The 19,220-nt window shown below is 61.2% G+C and carries 15 protein-coding genes and 1 pseudogene; 12 read left to right on the top strand and 4 right to left on the bottom strand.

All coding sequences use genetic code 11. The features are described 5' to 3' along the window. Positions 1-183: 183 nt before the first annotated feature. From gatB to gatC, 3 genes are read right to left on the bottom strand one after another with little or no spacing between them, the layout of a single operon-like run. Positions 184-1,629, bottom strand: coding sequence for an Asp-tRNA(Asn)/Glu-tRNA(Gln) amidotransferase subunit GatB (gatB, locus tag NVB75_RS15150; protein WP_017477741.1), 1,446 nt, complete (start codon positions 1,627-1,629; stop codon positions 184-186). 10 nt (positions 1,630-1,639) lie between these two features. Continuing rightward, a complete protein-coding gene (gatA, locus tag NVB75_RS15145) occupies positions 1,640-3,091 on the bottom strand; it encodes an Asp-tRNA(Asn)/Glu-tRNA(Gln) amidotransferase subunit GatA (RefSeq protein WP_258348036.1) in 1,452 nt (483 codons plus the stop codon). A 16-nt stretch (positions 3,092-3,107) separates the two neighbouring features. Continuing rightward, entirely contained in the window at positions 3,108-3,395 is a 288-nt protein-coding gene (gene gatC, locus NVB75_RS15140; RefSeq protein WP_003216077.1) for an Asp-tRNA(Asn)/Glu-tRNA(Gln) amidotransferase subunit GatC, read from the bottom strand. Between the two features lie 210 nt (positions 3,396-3,605). Between gatC and mreB the strand changes: the two are divergent. From mreB to tldD, 8 genes and pseudogenes are all read left to right on the top strand, one after another. Continuing rightward, positions 3,606-4,645 (top strand): annotated as a pseudogene (gene mreB / locus NVB75_RS15135) (rod shape-determining protein MreB). Between the two features lie 140 nt (positions 4,646-4,785). Continuing rightward, entirely contained in the window at positions 4,786-5,901 is a 1,116-nt protein-coding gene (gene mreC, locus NVB75_RS15130) for a rod shape-determining protein MreC (RefSeq protein ID WP_330208242.1), read from the top strand. Beyond that, a complete protein-coding gene (gene mreD / locus NVB75_RS15125; protein ID WP_258348024.1) occupies positions 5,901-6,389 on the top strand; it encodes a rod shape-determining protein MreD in 489 nt (162 codons plus the stop codon). Before mreC ends, mreD begins: the two co-directional genes overlap by 1 nt. A gap of 50 nt (positions 6,390-6,439) precedes the next feature. After that, on the top strand, positions 6,440-7,036 hold the full coding sequence (locus tag NVB75_RS15120) for a nucleoside triphosphate pyrophosphatase (protein ID WP_258348022.1): 597 nt from the start codon (positions 6,440-6,442) through the stop codon (positions 7,034-7,036). Positions 7,037-7,106: 70 nt separating this feature from the next. After that, positions 7,107-8,564: a ribonuclease G gene (gene rng / locus NVB75_RS15115; protein ID WP_003216085.1), complete on the top strand. Its 1,458-nt coding sequence runs from the start codon at positions 7,107-7,109 to the stop codon at positions 8,562-8,564. A gap of 75 nt (positions 8,565-8,639) precedes the next feature. Beyond that, on the top strand, positions 8,640-12,455 hold the full coding sequence (locus NVB75_RS15110; RefSeq protein ID WP_258348020.1) for a YhdP family protein: 3,816 nt from the start codon (positions 8,640-8,642) through the stop codon (positions 12,453-12,455). A gap of 48 nt (positions 12,456-12,503) precedes the next feature. Beyond that, a complete protein-coding gene (locus NVB75_RS15105; protein ID WP_008437218.1) occupies positions 12,504-13,352 on the top strand; it encodes a carbon-nitrogen hydrolase family protein in 849 nt (282 codons plus the stop codon). A gap of 16 nt (positions 13,353-13,368) precedes the next feature. After that, positions 13,369-14,811 carry a metalloprotease TldD gene (gene tldD / locus NVB75_RS15100; RefSeq protein WP_010170608.1) on the top strand — a complete coding sequence of 481 codons (1,443 nt, stop codon included), beginning with the start codon at positions 13,369-13,371 and terminating at the stop codon, positions 14,809-14,811. A gap of 45 nt (positions 14,812-14,856) precedes the next feature. Here the strand turns inward: tldD and yjgA are convergent, their stop codons facing one another. Continuing rightward, positions 14,857-15,378: a ribosome biogenesis factor YjgA gene (yjgA, locus tag NVB75_RS15095; protein ID WP_003216092.1), complete on the bottom strand. Its 522-nt coding sequence runs from the start codon at positions 15,376-15,378 to the stop codon at positions 14,857-14,859. A 108-nt stretch (positions 15,379-15,486) separates the two neighbouring features. On the opposite strand from yjgA, the gene pmbA reads away from it, so the two are divergent. The 4 genes from pmbA to NVB75_RS15075 all read left to right on the top strand — a co-directional run bounded on the left by pmbA (position 15,487) and on the right by NVB75_RS15075 (position 19,219). After that, a complete protein-coding gene (pmbA, locus tag NVB75_RS15090; RefSeq protein WP_063027149.1) occupies positions 15,487-16,833 on the top strand; it encodes a metalloprotease PmbA in 1,347 nt (448 codons plus the stop codon). A 150-nt stretch (positions 16,834-16,983) separates the two neighbouring features. Continuing rightward, entirely contained in the window at positions 16,984-17,379 is a 396-nt protein-coding gene (locus tag NVB75_RS15085) for a FagA protein (RefSeq protein ID WP_258348019.1), read from the top strand. Beyond that, entirely contained in the window at positions 17,372-18,748 is a 1,377-nt protein-coding gene (locus tag NVB75_RS15080; protein WP_258348017.1) for an aspartate ammonia-lyase, read from the top strand. The genes NVB75_RS15085 and NVB75_RS15080 overlap by 8 nt, the downstream gene beginning before the upstream one ends. Positions 18,749-18,775: 27 nt before the next feature. After that, positions 18,776-19,219 (top strand): hypothetical protein, encoded by a 444-nt coding sequence (locus NVB75_RS15075; RefSeq protein WP_063027153.1) that lies wholly within the window; start codon positions 18,776-18,778, stop codon positions 19,217-19,219. The last annotated feature ends 1 nt before the right edge of the window (position 19,220 follow it).

The raw sequence follows: 19,220 nt of genomic DNA, 5'->3' as shown, positions 1-19,220 counted from the left end.
TCCCCATTACAAATGTGAGAGCGGGCTTGGGTGGGAGCGGGCTTGCTCGCGAATACAGTGTGTCAGGCAACGAATAGGCTGACTGATCCACCGCTTTCGCGAGCAAGCCCGCTCCCACCCAAGCCCGCTCCCACAAGGGGTCAGAGTGGGACGTGAGGTCCCGCTCCGACCATTTCACCGCGTTTAGCCTTCGAGTTTGCTTTTCAGCAGTTCGTTGACCTGTTGCGGGTTGGCCTTGCCTTTGGAGGCTTTCATCGCCTGGCCGACAAAGAAGCCGAACATCTTGCCGCGCTTGGCTTCATCCGCCGCACGATACTGTTCAACCTGCTCCGCGTTGGCGGCCAGCATCTCGTCGAGCACTGCCGAAATCGCGCCGCTGTCGGTGACTTGCTTCAGGCCGCGCTTTTCGATGATCTCGTCAGCGTTGCCTTCGCCTGCGGCCATGGCTTCAAACACGGTCTTGGCGATTTTGCCGGAGATGGTGTTGTCCTTGATCCGCAGCAACATGCCGCCCAGTTGCTCGGCCGATACCGGTGCCTCGTCGATTTCCAGGCCCTGTTTGTTCAACAGGCTGCCCAGCTCAACCATCACCCAGTTGGCCGCCAGTTTGGCGTCGCCGGCGATGCTCACGACTTTTTCGAAGTAGTTGGCTTGCTCGCGGCTCGACGCCAGCACGCTTGCGTCGTATACCGAAAGACCGAACTGCTCCTGGAAACGCTCGCGTTTTTGCGGCGGCAGTTCCGGCAGCGTGGCGCGTACGTCAGCCAGGAACGAGTCCTCGATGACCACCGGCAACAGGTCCGGATCGGGGAAGTAACGGTAGTCGTTGGCTTCCTCCTTGCTGCGCATGGCGCGGGTTTCGTCTTTGTTCGGGTCGTACAGGCGGGTCTGCTGGATCACCTTGCCGCCGTCTTCGATCAGTTCGATCTGGCGACGCACTTCGGTGTTGATCGCCTTCTCGATGAAACGGAACGAGTTGACGTTCTTGATCTCGCAGCGGGTGCCGTACTCGACCTGGCCTTTTGGCCGTACCGACACGTTGCAGTCGCAACGCAGCGAGCCTTCGGCCATGTTGCCGTCGCAGATGCCGAGGTAGCGCACCAGCGCGTGGATCGTCTTGACGTAGGCCACGGCTTCCTTGGCGCTGCGCATGTCCGGCTCGGAAACGATTTCCAGCAGCGGGGTGCCGGCGCGGTTCAAGTCGATGCCGGTGGCGCCGTTGAATTCTTCATGCAGGCTCTTGCCGGCATCTTCTTCCAGGTGCGCACGGGTCACACCGACACGTTTGATGGTGCCGTCTTCCAGCGGGATATCCAGGTAGCCCTTGCCAACGATCGGCAATTCCATCTGGCTGATCTGGTAGCCCTTGGGCAGGTCCGGGTAGAAGTAGTTCTTGCGGGCAAACACGTTGTGCTGGCCGATCTCGGCATCGATGGCGAGGCCGAACATCACCGCCATGCGCACCGCTTCCTGGTTCAGCACCGGCAGTACGCCGGGCATGCCCAGGTCTACCAGGCTGGCCTGGGTGTTGGGCTCGGAGCCGAACGTGGTGGCGCTACCGGAGAAAATCTTCGATTGGGTGGCGAGCTGGGTATGAATCTCCAGCCCGATCACGACTTCCCATTGCATAGTGTTCTCCTCAGAAGCCGGTAGGGGTGCGAGTGTGCCAGTCAGTGTTCAACTGGTACTGGTGCGCCACATTGAGCAGGCGGCCTTCCTGGAAATACGGGGCGAGCAGTTGCACGCCCACCGGCAAACCGTCGACAAAGCCAGCAGGCATGGACAAGCCCGGCAGACCGGCGAGGTTGGCGGTGATGGTGTACAGGTCTTCCAGGTACTCGGCGATCGGGTCGCCGGTCTTGGCGCCGATCTTCCAGGCCGGGTTCGGCGTGGTTGGGCCGAGGATCACGTCGACTTCATTAAAGGCTGCCATGAAGTCGTTCTTGATCAGGCGACGGATCTTTTGCGCCTTGAGGTAGTACGCGTCGTAGTAACCGGCCGACAGGGCGTAGGCACCGACCATGATCCGGCGTTGTACTTCCACGCCGAAACCTTCGCCACGGGAGCGCTTATAAAGGTCGGTGAGGTCTTTCGGGTTTTCGCAGCGGTAGCCGAAACGCACACCGTCGAACCGCGACAGGTTGGAGGACGCTTCTGCCGGGGCGATCACGTAGTAGGCAGGAATCGCGTGCTGGTTGTTCGGCAGGCTGATTTCCTTGATCACGGCACCGAGCTTCTCCAGCTCCTTGACGCTGTTGTGCACCAGTTCGGCGATGCGCGGGTCGAGGCCGGCGCTGAAATACTCTTTCGGCACGCCGATGCGCAGGCCTTTGATCGACGTATTCAGGCTGGCGCTGTAGTCCGGCACGGGTTCATCGATGCTGGTGGAGTCCTGGGTATCGAAGCCTGCCATGCCTTGTAACAAAATTGCGCAGTCTTCAGCGGTGCGAGCCAAAGGGCCACCCTGGTCGAGACTGGACGCGTAGGCAATCATGCCCCAGCGGGAAACGCGACCGTAGGTCGGTTTCAAACCGGTGAGGTTGGTGAACGCGGCCGGTTGACGGATCGAACCACCGGTGTCGGTGGCCGTGGCAGCAGGTAACAGACGAGCGGCAACCGCTGCAGCCGAACCACCGGACGAACCGCCGGGCACGTGCTCGAGGTTCCACGGGTTTTTCACCGCGCCGTAGTGGCTCGACTCGTTGGCCGAGCCCATGGCGAATTCGTCCATGTTGGTCTTGCCCAGGGTCACAGCCCCGGCAGCAGCCAGCTTGGCGACCACGGTGGCATCGTACGGCGCCTTGAAGTTGTCGAGCATCTTCGAGCCGCAGCTGGTGCGAATGCCCTGGGTGCAGAACAGGTCTTTGTGGGCAATCGGCGCACCCAGCAGGGCGCCATTCTCACCGTTGGCGCGACGTACGTCGGCGGCCTTGGCCTGGCTCAGGGCCAGCTCTTCGGTGATGCTGATGAAGCTGTTGACCTTGGGGTCCAGCTCGGCGATACGTGCCAGCAGGGTCTTGGTCAGCTCTTCGGAAGAAAACTTTTTGTCGGCGAGACCGCGGGCGATCTCGGCCAGAGTCAATTGATGCATTGCAGGCTCTTTCCCTTTAGTCGATGACTTTCGGAACCAGGTACAGGCCGTTTTCGACCGCTGGCGCGATGGACTGGTAGGCCTCGCGATTATTGCGCTCGGTCACGACGTCGGCGCGCAGGCGCTGGCTGGCTTCCAGCGGGTGAGCCAGGGGCTCGATGCCGTCGGTGTTCACGGCTTGCATTTGGTCGACCAGCCCGAGAATGCTGTTCAGGGCTGCGGTGGTCTGTGGAAGATCGGCTTCATTTAGGCCCAGGCAGGCCAAATGAGCGATTTTTTCCACGTCGGAGCGTTCAAGCGCCATGGGATTCTCCAGTGGAAAACAGAACGGAAGCTATCCGTGTGTTAGATTGTAGGAACACTACCGCATTTCTACGGTCATATGGCCGCGATTGTGGGGGTTGGTGCACAGAAAGTCGGCCAATTTAGCACATTGGCGCCTTGCCCAAAATCCCTGTCGTTGTTAGAGTTTGCCGCACTTTTTTACCCACGCGTTGCCTAGGGTCCCTTTCCCATGTTCAAGAAACTGCGTGGCATGTTTTCCAGCGATCTTTCCATCGACCTGGGCACTGCCAACACCCTTATTTACGTGCGCGAGCGCGGTATCGTTCTGAATGAGCCATCGGTTGTGGCCATTCGGACCCATGGTAATCAGAAAAGTGTCGTTGCCGTTGGCACCGAGGCCAAGCGCATGCTTGGCCGAACACCGGGCAACATCGCTGCCATTCGTCCGATGAAGGATGGCGTGATTGCCGACTTCAGCGTCTGCGAAAAGATGCTGCAGTACTTTATCAACAAGGTTCATGAAAACAGCTTTTTGCAGCCCAGCCCTCGTGTGCTGATCTGCGTTCCGTGCAAGTCCACCCAGGTGGAGCGTCGTGCCATCCGTGAATCGGCCCTTGGCGCCGGTGCCCGTGAAGTGTTCCTGATCGAAGAGCCGATGGCGGCTGCGATCGGTGCCGGCCTGCCGGTTGAAGAAGCCCGCGGTTCGATGGTGGTGGATATCGGTGGTGGTACCACTGAAATCGCCCTGATTTCCCTCAATGGTGTGGTGTATGCCGAATCCGTACGGGTTGGCGGCGACCGCTTCGACGAAGCGATCATCACCTACGTGCGTCGCAACTACGGCAGCACCTGATCGGCGAATCTACCGCCGAGCGCATCAAGCAGGAAATCGGTACCGCTTACCCGGGCGGCGAAGTTCGCGAAGTTGATGTTCGCGGTCGCAACCTGGCCGAAGGCGTTCCACGTGCTTTCACCCTGAACTCCAATGAAGTGCTGGAAGCTCTGCAAGAGTCCCTGGCCACCATCGTTCAGGCTGTGAAGAGCGCCCTGGAGCAATCGCCTCCGGAATTGGCTTCCGATATCGCCGAACGTGGCCTGGTACTGACCGGTGGTGGCGCCCTGCTGCGCGACCTCGACAAGTTGCTGGCCCAGGAAACCGGTCTGCCAGTGATCGTCGCTGAAGACCCGCTGACCTGCGTCGCCCGTGGCGGTGGCCGTGCACTGGAAATGATGGATAAACACACCATGGACCTGCTCTCCAGCGAATAAGCGTTTGCTGGGTTGCCCATGTTTCGCTCACAGGCAGCACTTTGCAGTGCTGCCTGTTGGCGTTTATCTTCTTCAATCTGCATCCAGGCCGGTTTGATGCCGTATGAATAAAGAAAACATTTGCCTGGGAGGAGCGGCTTATTAAACCGCTTTTCTCCAAAGGCCCCTCATTGGGCGTGCGCCTGTTGGTGCTGGTCGTGCTATCGGTTGCGCTGATGGTGGTCGATGCCCGCTTCACACTGCTCAAGCCAGTGCGTAGCCAGATGTCGCTGGTCCTGATGCAGACGTACTGGATCACCGACCTGCCGCAGCGCCTCTATCAGGGTGTGGCCAGCCAATTTGGCAGCCGTACCGAACTGGTGGCCGAAAACGAAAAACTCAAGACCGAAAACCTGCTGCTGCAGGGGCGCATGCAAAAGCTGGCGGCCCTCACCGAGCAGAACGTTCGGCTGCGCGAGTTGCTCAATTCCTCCGCGCTGGTCAACGAGAAGGTCGAAGTGGCCGAGTTGATCGGTATGGACCCGAATCCCTTCACCCATCGCATCATCATCAACAAGGGTGAGCGCGACGGCGTGGTCCTTGGCCAGCCGGTGCTCGATGCCCGTGGCTTGATGGGCCAGGTGGTGGAGTTGATGCCATACACCTCCCGCGTGCTGTTGCTGACCGACACCACCCACAGTATTCCGGTGCAAGTTAACCGCAACGGCCTGCGGGCGATTGCCAGCGGTACAGGTAATCCGGAGCGGCTGGAACTGCGTCACGTCGCGGACACCGCCGACATCAAGGAAGGCGACCTGCTGGTCAGCTCCGGCCTGGGTCAGCGTTTCCCTGCGGGCTATCCGGTAGCGACGGTCAAGGAAGTGATCCACGATTCCGGCCAGCCATTTGCTATCGTGCGTGCGGTGCCGACGGCTGCATTGAACCGCAGCCGTTACCTGCTGCTGGTGTTCAGCGACAACCGCACCCCGGAAGAGCGCGCCAACGAAGCTGCCCAGGCCCAGGAAGCGGAAGACAAGCAAAACGGCACGGCGCCGATTATCCCTGCGACCGTGCCAAAGCCTGCCGCACCCGCCGCACCGGCACCGGCAGCGGTTCCGGCGACGCCAGCCGCGCCGGTCGCGACGCCGGTCAAGCCTGTGGCCCATAGCGCACGTCCGGCCAAGCCTGCGGCCGCAACACCAGCCGCTGCCAAACCGCCCGCCGCCACCAAGCCACCGGCTGCGGCCCCGGCAACCACTCGGCAGAGGGAAGAATAATGGCCGGTACTCATTCGCGTAACGGCTGGATTGTCTGGCTGACCTTTGCCATCGGCTTGCTGCTCAGCGTTTCGCCGCTGCCGCAATTCATGGAAATCCTGCGTCCGTTGTGGCTCGCCTTGCTGCTGGCCTTCTGGTCCCTGGCGCTGCCGCACAAGGTCGGGATGGTCACGGCCATGTGCCTCGGGTTGATGGAAGATGTGCTCTACGGCACCTTGCTCGGCCAGAACGCGCTGATCCTGACCCTGATTACCTTCCTGGTGCTGTCGTTGCAGCAGCGCCTGCGCATGTTCCCGATGTGGCAACAGTGCCTGGTGATCCTGGTGATCTTCGGCCTGGCGCAGTTGGTACAGCTGTGGCTCAGTGCCTTGACCGGCAACCGCCAACCGACCCTCGCGCTGGTGTTGCCAGCGCTGGTCAGCGCGCTGTTGTGGCCTTGGGTCAGTTTTGGCCTGCGTGGGTTGCGTCGTCGCTATAAAATCAATTGAATGGATCGCGAGGCTCTGCCTGGTTATCGAACCCTACAGGGAGAGTCTGCATGAATTCGCTTTATCTGGCCTCGGGCTCCCCGAGGCGGCGTGAACTGCTGACACAGATCGGCGTGCCGTTCACCGTCGTCAGCGCCGCCATTGATGAAACTCCCCTGACAAATGAATCGCCCGCGTCCTACGTAGAACGCCTGGCGCGCGGCAAGGCTGCGGCCGGTCGCGCGGCCCTGGCCGATGCCACCGGCGCCTGCGTGCTTGGGGCTGATACGGCGGTCATCCTCGACGGCCAAATCCTTGGCAAACCCCTGGACCAAGCCGATGCCCTGGCCATGTTGCTGGCCCTTTCTGATCGTGAACATGAAGTTTTGACTGCCATCGCCCTGATTGATGGCCAGCGCTGCGAAACGCGGCGGGTCAGCAGTCGCGTGCGGTTTCGCAAGATTTCAGCGGATGAAGCCACCACTTATTGGCACAGCGGCGAACCCCAGGACAAAGCGGGCGGCTATGCTATTCAAGGCTTGGCGGCGGTGTTTGTCGCCGGACTCAATGGCAGCTACTCCGCCGTCGTAGGCCTGCCTGTCTGCGAAACCGCAGAACTGCTGGGCCAATTCGGCATACCCTGTTGGCAAAACCTTACCGTGCGCTAAACGCCGTATCCCAGCGCCAAGCCTTAAGCGATCGGTCACTATTGTGAAAACGCCTGAACGAGACCCAGCCATGAGTGAAGAGATTCTGATCAATATCACGCCGATGGAATCGCGCGTGGCGGTGGTAGAGAACGGTGTTCTGCAAGAAGTGCACGTCGAGCGCACCCAAAAGCGCGGGATCGTCGGCAATATCTATAAAGGCAAGGTTGTGCGTGTGCTGCCGGGGATGCAGGCGGCTTTCGTCGACATCGGCCTGGACCGCGCCGCGTTTATCCATGCTTCGGAAATCTCCCTGCGCGAGGGCCCGGCGGTTGAAAGCATCAGCGCCCTGGTGCATGAAGGGCAGAGCCTGGTGGTGCAAGTCACCAAGGACCCGATTGGCTCCAAAGGCGCGCGGCTGACCACGCAACTGTCGATCCCTTCGCGCTACCTGGTGTACATGCCGCGTACTGCCCACGTTGGCATTTCCCTGAAAATCGAAGACGAGGCCGAGCGCGAGCGCCTGAAAAAGGTGGTCAGCGATTGCGTGGCGCTGGAAGGCATCAAGGAGGCCGGTGGCTTTATCCTGCGTACCGCCGCTGAAGGCGCGGGTGCCGACGAAATCCTCATGGACATCCGCTACCTGCGTCGCCTCTGGGACCAGATCGGCGCGCAGATCAAGACCATCGGTGCGCCCAGCGTGATCTACGAAGACCTCGGCCTGGCCCTGCGCACCTTGCGCGATCTGGTCAGCCCGAAGATCGAGAAAATTCGCATCGACTCGCGGGAAACGTTCCAGCGCACCACGCAATTTGTTGCCGAACTGATGCCGGAAATCGCCGACCGTCTCGAGCACTACCCAGGCGAGCGGCCGATTTTCGACCTGTATGGCGTCGAAGACGAAATCCAGAAAGCCCTTGAGCGCAAAGTGCCACTTAAGTCCGGCGGCTACCTGGTGGTGGACCCGGCGGAAGCCATGAGCACCATCGACGTCAACACCGGCGCCTTTGTGGGCCATCGCAACCTCGAAGAAACCATCTTCAAGACCAACCTCGAAGCGGCCACCGCGATCGCCCGCCAGCTGCGCCTGCGCAATCTGGGCGGGATCATCATCATCGACTTCATCGACATGGAAGACGAAGAGCACCAGCGCCAGGTGCTGCGTACCCTGGAGAAGCAACTGGAGCGCGATCACGCCAAAACCAACATCATCGGTATCACCGAGTTGGGCCTGGTGCAGATGACCCGCAAGCGCACCCGCGAAAGCCTGGAGCAAGTGCTGTGCGAGCCGTGCAGCAGTTGCCAGGGGCGCGGCAAGTTGAAGACGCCGGAAACGGTTTGCTACGAGATTTTCCGTGAAATCTTACGGGAGGCACGCGCCTACCAGGCCGAGGGCTATAGAGTCCTGGCTAACCAGAAGGTGGTCGACCGCTTGCTGGATGAAGAGTCCGGCAACGTAGCCGAACTGGAGGGATTTATCGGGCGCACCATTCGCTTCCAGGTCGAAACCATGTATTCACAGGAACAATATGACGTGGTGCTGCTCTGATTGGCGTTAGCTCTTATCAACGAGACGGGCAGACCTTGATCTGCCGTCCGACTATTCCTTTGAGGGTCGCCTGACATGGAGCGTCTGATACGCTTTTTTGCCGCATTGACCCGCTGGGGCCTGGGCTTGTGCGCCTTGCTGCTGGTATTGGCAGCGGTGTACGTGAGCCTTGGCCGTGAATTGACGCCGCTGGTGGCGGAATACCGTGGCGAAATCGAAGCCAAGGCCCGTACGGCGCTGGATATGCCCTTGAGCATCGGCAGCCTGGAAGGGCGCTGGAGCGGCTTTGCCCCGGTATTGATGGCTCACGACGTGATGGTCGGCGAGGGCACCAGTGCCCTGCGCCTGGACCAGGTACAAGTGGTGCCCGACATCTGGGCCAGCCTGCTGGCGCGCGAAGTACGCATTGCCCACCTGGAAGTCAGCGGCCTGCAAGTCAGCGTGAAGGAAGACCAGGACGGCCATTGGGCGCTGCAAGGCCTGCCGGTGCAGGACGACCAGCCACTGGATCCCGAACAACTGCTGACGCGCATGCAAATGGTCGGGCAGGTTTCATTGATCGACAGCCAGGTGACGCTGCAGCCATTCGACCAGGCGCCGCTGACCTTGACCTATGTCGGCGTGAGCCTGCAGACCGGAGCCAACCGCCAGCGCCTGGACGCGCGCTTGACCCTGCCTGACGGCCAGCCCCTGGCGTTGAACCTGAACACCCGGATCCGCGCCAGCCAGTGGAAGGACGGCGAAGCCCAGGCTTACCTGAGCTTGCCCCAGAGTGACTGGGCAAAATGGATCCCGGCGAAACTGCTCCAGCAATGGAAGCTCACCGAATTCAAGGCTGGCGGCGAATTCTGGCTGACCTGGGCCAAGGGCACTGTGCAAAGTGCTGCCGTGCGCCTCAATGCCCCGCAACTCAAAGGCAGCTATGCCGATCGCAAGCCGACGCACATCGAGAACCTGGCCCTCACCGCCTACCTGCAACGCAGTGACAGCGGCCTCAAGGTGCTGTTTGACTCGCTGGCGATGAACCTCGGCGACACCCGCTGGGAATCGCGCCTGCAACTGCAACAAACCCTGGCGACCGACAAGGCCCAGGAAGTCTGGAACCTGCAGGCCGATCGCCTCGACCTGACGCCGATCACGCCATTGCTGCATGCCTTGGCACCTTTGCCGGAAGCCGTGGCCACAACCCTGGATCATCTGAAGGCCACCGGCACGCTGCGTAACGTGCTGCTGGATTACCGTCCTCAAGACACCACCGACCAGCGCGTGAGCTTTGCAGCCAACCTCGACCGCATCGGCTTTGATGCCTACTTCGGTGCGCCGGCCGCGCGCAATGTCAGCGGCAGTATCAGCGGTGACCTGGGCAAGGGCGAGTTGCGCATGGACAGCAAGGACTTCTCCTTACACCTGTTTCCGATTTTCGCCAAGCCCTGGCAATACATCCAGGCCAATGCGCGCCTGACGTGGAAGCTGGATAAAGAAGGCTTCACCCTCATCGCGCCGTACATCAAGGTGCTGGGGGAGGAGGGCAAGGTCGCCGCCGACTTCCTGATTCGCCTGCATTTCGACCATAGCCAGGAAGACTACATGGACCTGCGGGTCGGTATGGTCGATGGCGATGGCCGCTTTACCCCCAAATACCTCCCGGCCGTGTTGAGCCCGGCACTCGATGAGTGGCTGCGTACGGCCATTCTCAAGGGCGCGGTGGACGAGGGCTTCTTCCAGTACCAAGGCTCGCTGAATCACGATGCGCTGCCCGCCTCACGCAATATCAGCCTGTTCTTCAAGGTGCATGATGCCGAGCTGGCGTTCCAGCCGGGCTGGCCGCACGTCAGCAAGGTCAAGGGTGAAGTGTTTGTCGAGGAAAGCGGCGTGCGCATCCTGGCCAGCAAGGGCCAGTTGCTCGATACCAAGGTCAACGACATCTACGTCAACATCCCCCATGCGCCCGAAGGCAAGGACAGTCACCTGCTGCTCACCGGCAACTTCGCCGGCGGCTTGGGCGATGGCCTGAAAATCCTTCAGGAAGCGCCGATTGGTACCGCTTCGACCTTTGCCGGCTGGAAAGGCGAGGGTGATCTGCAAGGCAAGCTGGACTTGGATGTTCCCCTGGCCAAGGGCACCGAGCCCAAGATTGTGGTGGACTTCAAGACCGACAAGGCCCGCCTGCAACTGGCTGAGCCGACATTGGACTTGACCCAGCTCAAGGGTGACTTCCGCTTCGACAGCGCCAAGGGGCTGAGTGGCCAGAACATCAGCGCCCAGGCCTTTGATCGCCCCGTCACCGCGCAGATTTTCGCCGATGGCAAGCAAGGTAACCTGAATACCCGCGTCACCGCCAAAGGGCAGGTGACCGTCAAGCGCCTGACTGACTGGCTGAAGGTCAGCCAGCCGTTGCCAGTGTCCGGCGATATCCCCTACCAGTTGCAGCTCAACCTCGACGGCGCCGACAGCCAGTTGATGGTCAGTTCCAACCTCAAGGGCGTAGCTGTGGACCTGCCGGCGCCGTTCGGCATGCCGGCGAGCCAGGGCCGTGACAGTGTGTTCCGCATGACCTTGCAGGGTAAGGAACGCCGTTACTGGTTCGATTATGGCGAGCTGGGCAGCTTCACCTTCGCCGCCCCGGCTGACAGTTTTGCCGATGGCCGTGGCGAGCTATTCCTGGGGGATGGCGCTGCGGTGTTACCGGCGGGCAAGGGTTTGCGTATCCGCGGTGTGTTGTCGGAGCTGGATATCGATCCCTGGAAAAAACTCGTGGACCGTTACGCCGGCAACGATCCGGGCGGCAGTGCCAAGCAGCTGTTGAGCGGGGCCGACTTCAAGGTCGGCAAGCTGACCGGCTTCGGCACCCAGTTTGATCAGGTCAACCTGCAACTGGATCGCAAACCCGGCGCCTGGGGCTTGCAGTTCGACAGCCAGCAGGCCAAGGGCACCGTGGGCTTGCCGGACGCCAAGGGCGCGCCGATTGCGATCAACTTGCAGTACGTGAAATTGCCTGCGGTGGATCCGACGGTGCAGGCGGACGAAAATGCGCCGGACCCGTTGGCTGATGTTGATCCCAAGGATATTCCGGCGCTGGATATCGCGATCAACCAGTTGTTCCAGGGGCCGGACCTGGTGGGTGCCTGGTCGTTGAAAGTACGGCCGACGGCCAAAGGTATGGCATTCAACAGCCTCAATCTGGGCCTCAAGGGCATGCTGCTCCAGGGCGCCGGCGGTTGGGAGGGCGCTCCCGGCGCCAGCAGCAGTTGGTACAAGGGCCGTCTGGACGGCAAGAACATCGGCGACGTGCTCAAGGGCTGGGGGTTTGCACCGAGCGTGACCAGTGAAGAGTTTCATGTGGACGTGGATGGCCGCTGGCCGGGCTCGCCAGCCTGGGTCGGTCCAAAGCGCTTCTCCGGTAGCCTGGATGCAAGCTTCCGTAAAGGCCAGTTTGTTGAAGTGGAAGGCGGCGCCCAGGCGCTGCGGGTGTTTGGCTTGCTGAACTTCAACTCCATCGGTCGCCGGCTGCGCCTGGACTTCTCGGACTTGCTCGGCAAAGGCTTGAGTTATGACCGGGTCAAAGGCTTGCTGGCGGCCAGTAATGGCGTGTTTGTGACCCGTGAACCGATCACCATGACCGGCCCGTCGAGCAACCTGGAGCTCAACGGCACCCTGGACCTGGTGGCTGATCGTGTCGATGCCAAGCTGTTGGTGACGCTGCCGGTCACCAACAACCTGCCGATTGCCGCGCTGATCGTCGGCGCGCCGGCCATTGGTGGTGCGCTGTTCCTGATCGACAAGCTGATTGGCGACCGTGTTTCGCGTTTCGCCAGCGTGCAGTACAAGGTAGAAGGCCCGTGGAAGGACCCGAAAATCACCTTCGACAAGCCATTTGAAAAGCCAAACTGAGTACCTGTGGAGTAGCATGGCCTCATGCCTTTTCTGGAGTGTAGGCCCATGTCCTTTGCGGTAATCCAAATGGTCAGCCAGAGCGATGTGCTGGCCAACCTGGCCCAGGCCCGGCGCCTGCTGGAGCAAGCGGCGGCGGGTGGTGCAAGGCTTGCGGTACTCCCGGAAAACTTCGCCGCCATGGGCCGCCGCGATGTGGCCGATATCGGTCGCGCCGAAGCCTTGGGCGAAGGTCCTATCCTGCCATGGTTGAAACAGACCGCCCGCGACCTCACCTTATGGATAGTGGCCGGCACTTTGCCGCTGCCTCCAAAGGATCAACCCAACGCCAAGTCCAATGCCTGCTCGTTGCTGATCGATGATCAGGGCGAAATCGTTGCCCGTTACGACAAGCTGCACCTGTTTGATGTCGACGTGGCCGATGCCCGGGGTCGTTATCGTGAATCCGATGACTATGCTCATGGTAGCCAGGTGGTGGTGGCGGATACGCCAGTCGGCCGTCTGGGGCTGACAGTGTGTTACGACTTGCGCTTCCCGGAGCTGTACAGCGAATTGCGCGCGGCGGGTGCCGAACTGATCACCGCGCCCTCGGCCTTTACGGCGGTAACGGGGGCTGCGCACTGGGATGTGCTGATCCGTGCCCGGGCCATCGAGACCCAGTGCTACCTGCTGGCGGCCGCCCAGGGTGGCGTGCATCCGGGGCCCCGGGAAACCTTCGGGCATGCAGCGATCATCGACCCTTGGGGGCGCGTGCTGGCACAACAGGATCAAGGCGAAGCGGTGTTGTTGGCCGAGCGCGATAGCAGTGAACAGGCGTCCATACGGACGCGCATGCCGGTGGCGGGCCACCGGCGCTTTTTCTCGCAGGGCGCGCAGCGACCTGCTTCAGAACGATGAATTTAAGGCCAAACCTATGAGCGAGTTGTTGTCCTCAGTCAGTGAACACCTCCTGGCGCCCGGCGGCGTGACCATCGAAAGCTTGCAAACGGTCCTCGGCGATCTGGCCGGGCCAGGCATCGACGCTGCCGACCTGTATTTCCAGGGGCAGATTTCCGAGTCCTGGGCCCTGGAAGACGGGATCGTCAAGGAAGGCAGTTTCAACCTCGACCAAGGTGTGGGCGTGCGTGCGCAGTCCGGTGAAAAAACCGGTTTTGCCTACAGCAATGCCATCACCCTTGAAGCCCTGGGCCTGGCGGCTCGCGCTGCGCGTTCGATCTCCCGTGCCGGCCAAAACGGCACGGTGCAGGCGTTCAGCACCCAGGACGTGGCCCAGTTGTACGCGCCGGATAACCCTCTGGAAGTGATCAGCCGCGCTGAAAAGGTCGAGCTGCTCAAGCGTGTGGACGCGGCGACCCGTGCCCTGGACCCGCGTATCCAGCAAGTCACCGTGAGCATGGCCGGTGTGTGGGAGCGCATCCTCGTGGCCTCCACCGATGGCGGCCTGGCGGCGGATGTGCGGCCACTGGTGCGTTTCAATGTCAGCGTGATCGTTGAACAGAACGGCCGCCGCGAGCGCGGCGGCCATGGCGGCGGCGGGCGTACCGACTACCGTTATTTCCTCACCGAAGACCGCGCCATGGGTTATGCCCGTGAAGCGCTGCGCCAGGCGCTGGTTAACCTGGAAGCGATTCCGGCACCGGCCGGTACGTTGCCGGTGGTGCTGGGTTCCGGCTGGTCCGGCGTGCTGTTGCATGAAGCGGTGGGCCACGGCCTGGAAGGTGACTTCAACCGCAAGGGCAGTTCCGCCTACAGCGGGCGCATGGGCGAGATGGTCGCGTCAAAGCTCTGCACCATCGTCGATGACGGCACCCTGGCCGGGCGTCGCGGCTCGTTGAGCGTCGATGACGAAGGCACCCCGACCGAGTGCACCACACTGATCGAAAACGGCGTGCTCAAGGGCTACATGCAAGACAAGCTCAACGCCCGCCTGATGGGCGTGGCCCGCACCGGTAACGGTCGTCGCGAGTCCTACGCGCACCTGCCGATGCCGCGCATGACCAACACCTACATGCTCGGTGGCGAAAGCGACCCGGCCGAAATCATCGCCTCGGTGAAACGCGGTATCTACTGCGCCAACCTGGGTGGTGGGCAGGTGGACATCACCAGCGGCAAGTTCGTGTTCTCCACCAGCGAGGCGTATTTGATCGAAGACGGCAAGATCACCGCGCCGGTCAAGGGTGCAACGTTGATTGGCAACGGCCCGGAAGCCATGAGCAAGGTGTCGATGGTCGGTAACGACCTGTCGCTGGACAGCGGTGTGGGGACGTGCGGGAAGGATGGTCAGTCGGTGCCGGTGGGTGTCGGCCAGCCAACCTTGAAAATTGATGCGATCACCGTGGGTGGCACGGGGTCGTAAGAACGGGAGCTTCGGGTGGCGAAGATCGCCACCCGGGGAAGAGGGTCAGCGCAGGCCGCGTTGACTATCGTCCAGCTCACGGATGTATTTGAAGATTTTTCGGCTGGAGGCCGGTGGCTTGCTTTGCGCCAGTTCGTGCTGGGCCTGACGGATCAGGGAGCGCAATTGTTGGCGATCGGCATCCGGGTACTCGATGACGAACTTCTCCAGTACCGCGTCATCGCCGGCGATCAAGCGATCACGCCAGCGTTCCAGGTTATGGAAACGCTCGTTGTACTGGCGAGTGGAGGCATCGAGTTGATCGAGCAACGTCAGAATGGCGTCAGTGTCCTGGTCGCGCATCAGTTTGCCGATAAACATGAGGTGCCGTTTACGCGCGATATTCGCGGTGTGCTTGGGCGCATCGTTCAGGGCCCGGCGCAGGGCGTCGGTCAATGGCAGTTTTGCACACAAGTCAGGCTTGAGTGTCGTAAGGCGCTCGCCGAGGTCAACCAGAGCATGCAGCTCGCGTTTGACCTGAGATTTGCTTTTCTCCCCATCGAGGGAGTCGTCGTAAGAATCAACCATGGTGGCAGTCCGCAAAGAAACGCCGCCATGATAACCAGTCGGGGGCCGCTTGTCCGGCCCGGTCGCTAGAAGGCCTTAACCGAAAGCAGAATTTGAGTGGAGAAAACCATGAGTGCAACCCAAAGCGTCGGTCCGCAAGCGTTACCGGCACTGCAGGAACAAGTCGAGCAGATCATTGCCGAGGCCAAGCGCCAGGGGGCCAGTGCCTGTGAAGTGGCGGTGTCCCTGGAGCAGGGGTTGTCGACATCGGTACGCCAGCGGGAAGTGGAAACGGTTGAGTTCAACCGCGACCAGGGGTTTGGCATCACCTTGTACGTGGGCCAGCGCAAAGGCTCGGCCAGCACCTCCGCCAGCGGCCCGGAAGCGATTCGCGAAACCGTCGCGGCGGCACTGGCGATTGCCAAGCACACGTCTGAAGATGAAAGCTCCGGCTTGGCCGATGCAGCCCTGATGGCTCGGGACTTGAAAGATTTTGACCTGTTTCATGCCTGGGACATCACCCCGGAGCAGGCGATTGAACAGGCACTGACCTGTGAAGCGGCGGCATTTGATGCCGACAGCCGGATCAAGAACGCTGATGGCACCACCTTGAGCACTCATCAGGGTTGCCGCGTGTATGGCAACAGCCATGGTTTTATCGGCGGTTATGCCTCGACGCGTCACAGCCTGAGCTGCGTGATGATCGCCGAAGCCAACGGCCAGATGCAGCGTGATTACTGGTACGACGTGAACCGCCAGGGCGAATTGCTGATGGACCCGGTGCTCATCGGCCAGCGTGCCGCACAACGTGCGGCCAGCCGCCTGGGCGCACGCCCGGTGCCGACTTGCGAAGTGCCGGTGCTGTTTTCGGCGGAACTGGCCGGTGGTCTGTTCGGCAGCTTCCTTGGGGCGATTTCCGGCGGCAACCTGTACCGCAAGTCGTCGTTCCTCGAGGGCGCGATTGGCCAGAAGCTGTTCCCGGAATGGCTGACCATCGATGAGCGCCCGCACCTGATGCGCGCCATGGGCAGTTCGTCGTTTGACGGTGATGGCCTGGCGACTTATGCCAAGCCGTTCGTCGAGAACGGTGAGTTGGTGTCCTATGTGTTGGGTACTTATGCCGGTCGCAAGCTCGGCCTGCCAAGCACCGCCAACTCCGGCGGCGTGCACAACCTGTTCATCACCCATGGGGATGAAGACCAGGCGGCGCTGTTGCGGCGCATGGGGCGTGGCTTGCTGGTCACCGAGTTGATGGGGCATGGCCTGAATATGGTCACGGGTGATTACTCCCGTGGCGCGGCGGGTTTCTGGGTGGAGAACGGTGAAATCCAGTTCGCCGTGCAGGAAGTGACCATCGCCGGCAATATGCGCGACATGTTCAAGCAGATTGTCGCAGTGGGGAATGACCTGGAACTGCGCAGTAACATCCGCACCGGTTCGGTGTTGATCGAAAAGATGACCGTCGCCGGCAGCTAAGCCGCCGAAAGACGCTGTAAAAAAAGGCGCGCCATCCACTGGATGGCGCGCCTTTTTTTGTGCCTGGAATTCCGAGTGATTTCCTCAGGCTCTTGTTTTGATTCTCAATATCATTTAATAATAAATATCATTACCGAGTGAGTATGGATCATGAGTTCTGTCCTGCATGAGGATCCCTACCTGGAAAGCTGGCGTTGGATGAGTCGTCAGATTCGCTGCGGCCTTGATCCCGACGAGCCCCGCCTGATCGAACATTACCTGGCCGAAGGCCGGTACCTCGCCTGTTGCACCGCGACCCACCCGTGGACTATCGCCGAAACCTCATTCCGCCTGCTGCTCGACACCGCCTCCGACATTGCCTTGCCCTGGCACTGGCGGTCCATGTGCCTGGACCAGGCCTGGCGCCCGTTGCGCGACCTGGAAAAACTTTCCCACTGTGCCTGCCGCCTCAAGCGCTGGCAGACCTTTGCCTGGCAATTGGCGACCTGCGAATTGCTTCCATCCATTTCTCACTCCGACTTGGTGCAAGGATCTTCCGATGAGTAACACCCGTATCGAACGTGACAGCATGGGCGAACTGCAAGTGCCCGCCGAGGCCCTGTATGGCGCGCAAACCCAGCGTGCGGTGAACAACTTTCCCATCAGCCACCAGCGCATGCCGGCGCAGTTCATTCGTGCGCTGATCCTGGCCAAGGCTGCGGCGGCCAAAGCTAACGTCGAGCTGAAACAACTGAGCGAAGCCCAGGGCAAGGCCATCGTTGATGCCGCCCAAGGCTTGCTGGAAGGCGAGTTCATGCAGCACTTCCCGGTGGATATCTTCCAGACCGGCTCCGGCACCAGCTCCAACATGAATGCCAACGAAGTGATTGCGACCCTGGCCAGCCGCTTGCTGGGCGAGCCGGTCAACCCCAACGATCACGTCAACTGCGGCCAAAGCAGCAACGACATCATCCCGACCACCATTCACGTCAGCGCAGCACTGGTGTTGCATGAGCAAACCCTGCCGGCGCTGCTGCACCTGGTCCAGGTGATCGAGCACAAGGCTGAAGAGGTGCACCGCTTCGTCAAGACCGGGCGCACTCACCTGATGGACGCGATGCCGGTGCGCATGAGCCAGGTGCTCAATGGCTGGGCGCAGCAGCTGAAGGCCAATATCGGCCACCTGCAAGACCTGCTGCCAAGTTTGCAGGCGCTGGCCCAGGGCGGCACTGCCGTCGGCACCGGGATCAATGCGCATCCGGAGTTTGCGGCGCGTTTCAGCCAGCAACTGAGCAATCTGACCCACGTCCAATTCACCCCGGGCAAGAACCTGTTTGCCCTGATCGGTTCCCAGGACACCGCCGTCGCAGTCTCGGGGCAGCTCAAGACCACCGCCGTGTCCTTGATGAAAATCGCCAACGATCTGCGCTGGATGAACTCCGGCCCGTTGGCCGGCCTCGGTGAGATCGAGCTGGAAGGCCTGCAACCGGGCTCCTCGATCATGCCGGGCAAGGTCAATCCGGTGATCCCGGAAGCTACCGCCATGGTTGCCGCACAAGTCATCGGCAATGACACGGTGATCACCATCGCCGGCCAGTCCGGCAACTTCGAACTCAACGTGATGCTGCCGATCATTGCCCAGAACCTGCTCAGCAGCCTGGAATTGCTGGCCAACTCCAGCCGCCTGCTGGCCGACAAGGCCATCGCCAGCTTCAAGGTCAACGAAGCCAAGCTCAAGGAAGCGCTGTCACGCAACCCGATCCTGGTGACCGCACTCAACCCGATCATCGGTTACCAAAAGGCCGCCGAAATCGCCAAGAAGGCCTATCAACAAGGCCGCCCGGTGATTGACGTGGCGCTCGAACACACCGACTTGCCCCGCAGCCAACTGGAAATCCTGCTGGATCCGGAAAAGCTCACGGCCGGCGGCGTGTAATCACCGACCCTGCTTTGGAGGCTCACCATGGAGCACTGGAAACGCACGATCGAACGGGCCAATCGCTGCTTTATGGCGGGCGAGCTGGTAGATGCCCGCGAGGCCTATCTGCAAGCCCTGGCCCTGGCTCAAGTGTTGTTTGAGCGCTGGGCGGATGCCGACGAAGCGGTGGCGGCTTGCGTCATTTCTCATCACAACCTGGCCGACCTGCATCTGCGCCTGAACCAGCCGGAAGAAAGCGCGGAATACCTCTGCGCCATTCACCAGCGCTTGTTGCAGACCATGCAGGACACACGCCTGAACCCGCAGTTGCGGGAGGCGGCCCTGCGCCAGAGCAGCAAGACCTACGTCGAACTGCTGAATTTCATCAGCGACCACGGTGAGTACCCGCGTACCCACCGCCTGCTGGGCAGCAACGTGGCGCCATCGGATGCGTCGACCCGCAACAGCCCTTTTTATGGAGCTCATTGAT

It is taken from the genome of Pseudomonas sp. CBS (assembly GCF_024734645.1).
In the GTDB taxonomy this organism is placed as follows: Bacteria; Pseudomonadota; Gammaproteobacteria; order Pseudomonadales; family Pseudomonadaceae; genus Aquipseudomonas.
This window is presented reverse-complemented; position numbering and strand designations above follow the sequence as displayed.

Coding starts and splice junctions, on each gene's coding strand:
- rng (WP_003216085.1), top strand. CDS start 7,107: ATGAGTGAAGAGATTCTGATCAATATCACGCCGATGGAATCGCGCGTG.
- tldD (WP_010170608.1), top strand. CDS start 13,369: ATGAGCGAGTTGTTGTCCTCAGTCAGTGAACACCTCCTGGCGCCCGGC.
- NVB75_RS15075 (WP_063027153.1), top strand. CDS start 18,776: ATGGAGCACTGGAAACGCACGATCGAACGGGCCAATCGCTGCTTTATG.
- pmbA (WP_063027149.1), top strand. CDS start 15,487: ATGAGTGCAACCCAAAGCGTCGGTCCGCAAGCGTTACCGGCACTGCAG.
- gatB (WP_017477741.1), bottom strand. CDS start 1,629: ATGCAATGGGAAGTCGTGATCGGGCTGGAGATTCATACCCAGCTCGCC.
- NVB75_RS15120 (WP_258348022.1), top strand. CDS start 6,440: ATGAATTCGCTTTATCTGGCCTCGGGCTCCCCGAGGCGGCGTGAACTG.
- gatC (WP_003216077.1), bottom strand. CDS start 3,395: ATGGCGCTTGAACGCTCCGACGTGGAAAAAATCGCTCATTTGGCCTGC.
- gatA (WP_258348036.1), bottom strand. CDS start 3,091: ATGCATCAATTGACTCTGGCCGAGATCGCCCGCGGTCTCGCCGACAAA.
- NVB75_RS15080 (WP_258348017.1), top strand. CDS start 17,372: ATGAGTAACACCCGTATCGAACGTGACAGCATGGGCGAACTGCAAGTG.
- mreD (WP_258348024.1), top strand. CDS start 5,901: ATGGCCGGTACTCATTCGCGTAACGGCTGGATTGTCTGGCTGACCTTT.
- NVB75_RS15105 (WP_008437218.1), top strand. CDS start 12,504: ATGTCCTTTGCGGTAATCCAAATGGTCAGCCAGAGCGATGTGCTGGCC.
- NVB75_RS15085 (WP_258348019.1), top strand. CDS start 16,984: ATGAGTTCTGTCCTGCATGAGGATCCCTACCTGGAAAGCTGGCGTTGG.
- yjgA (WP_003216092.1), bottom strand. CDS start 15,378: ATGGTTGATTCTTACGACGACTCCCTCGATGGGGAGAAAAGCAAATCT.
- NVB75_RS15110 (WP_258348020.1), top strand. CDS start 8,640: ATGGAGCGTCTGATACGCTTTTTTGCCGCATTGACCCGCTGGGGCCTG.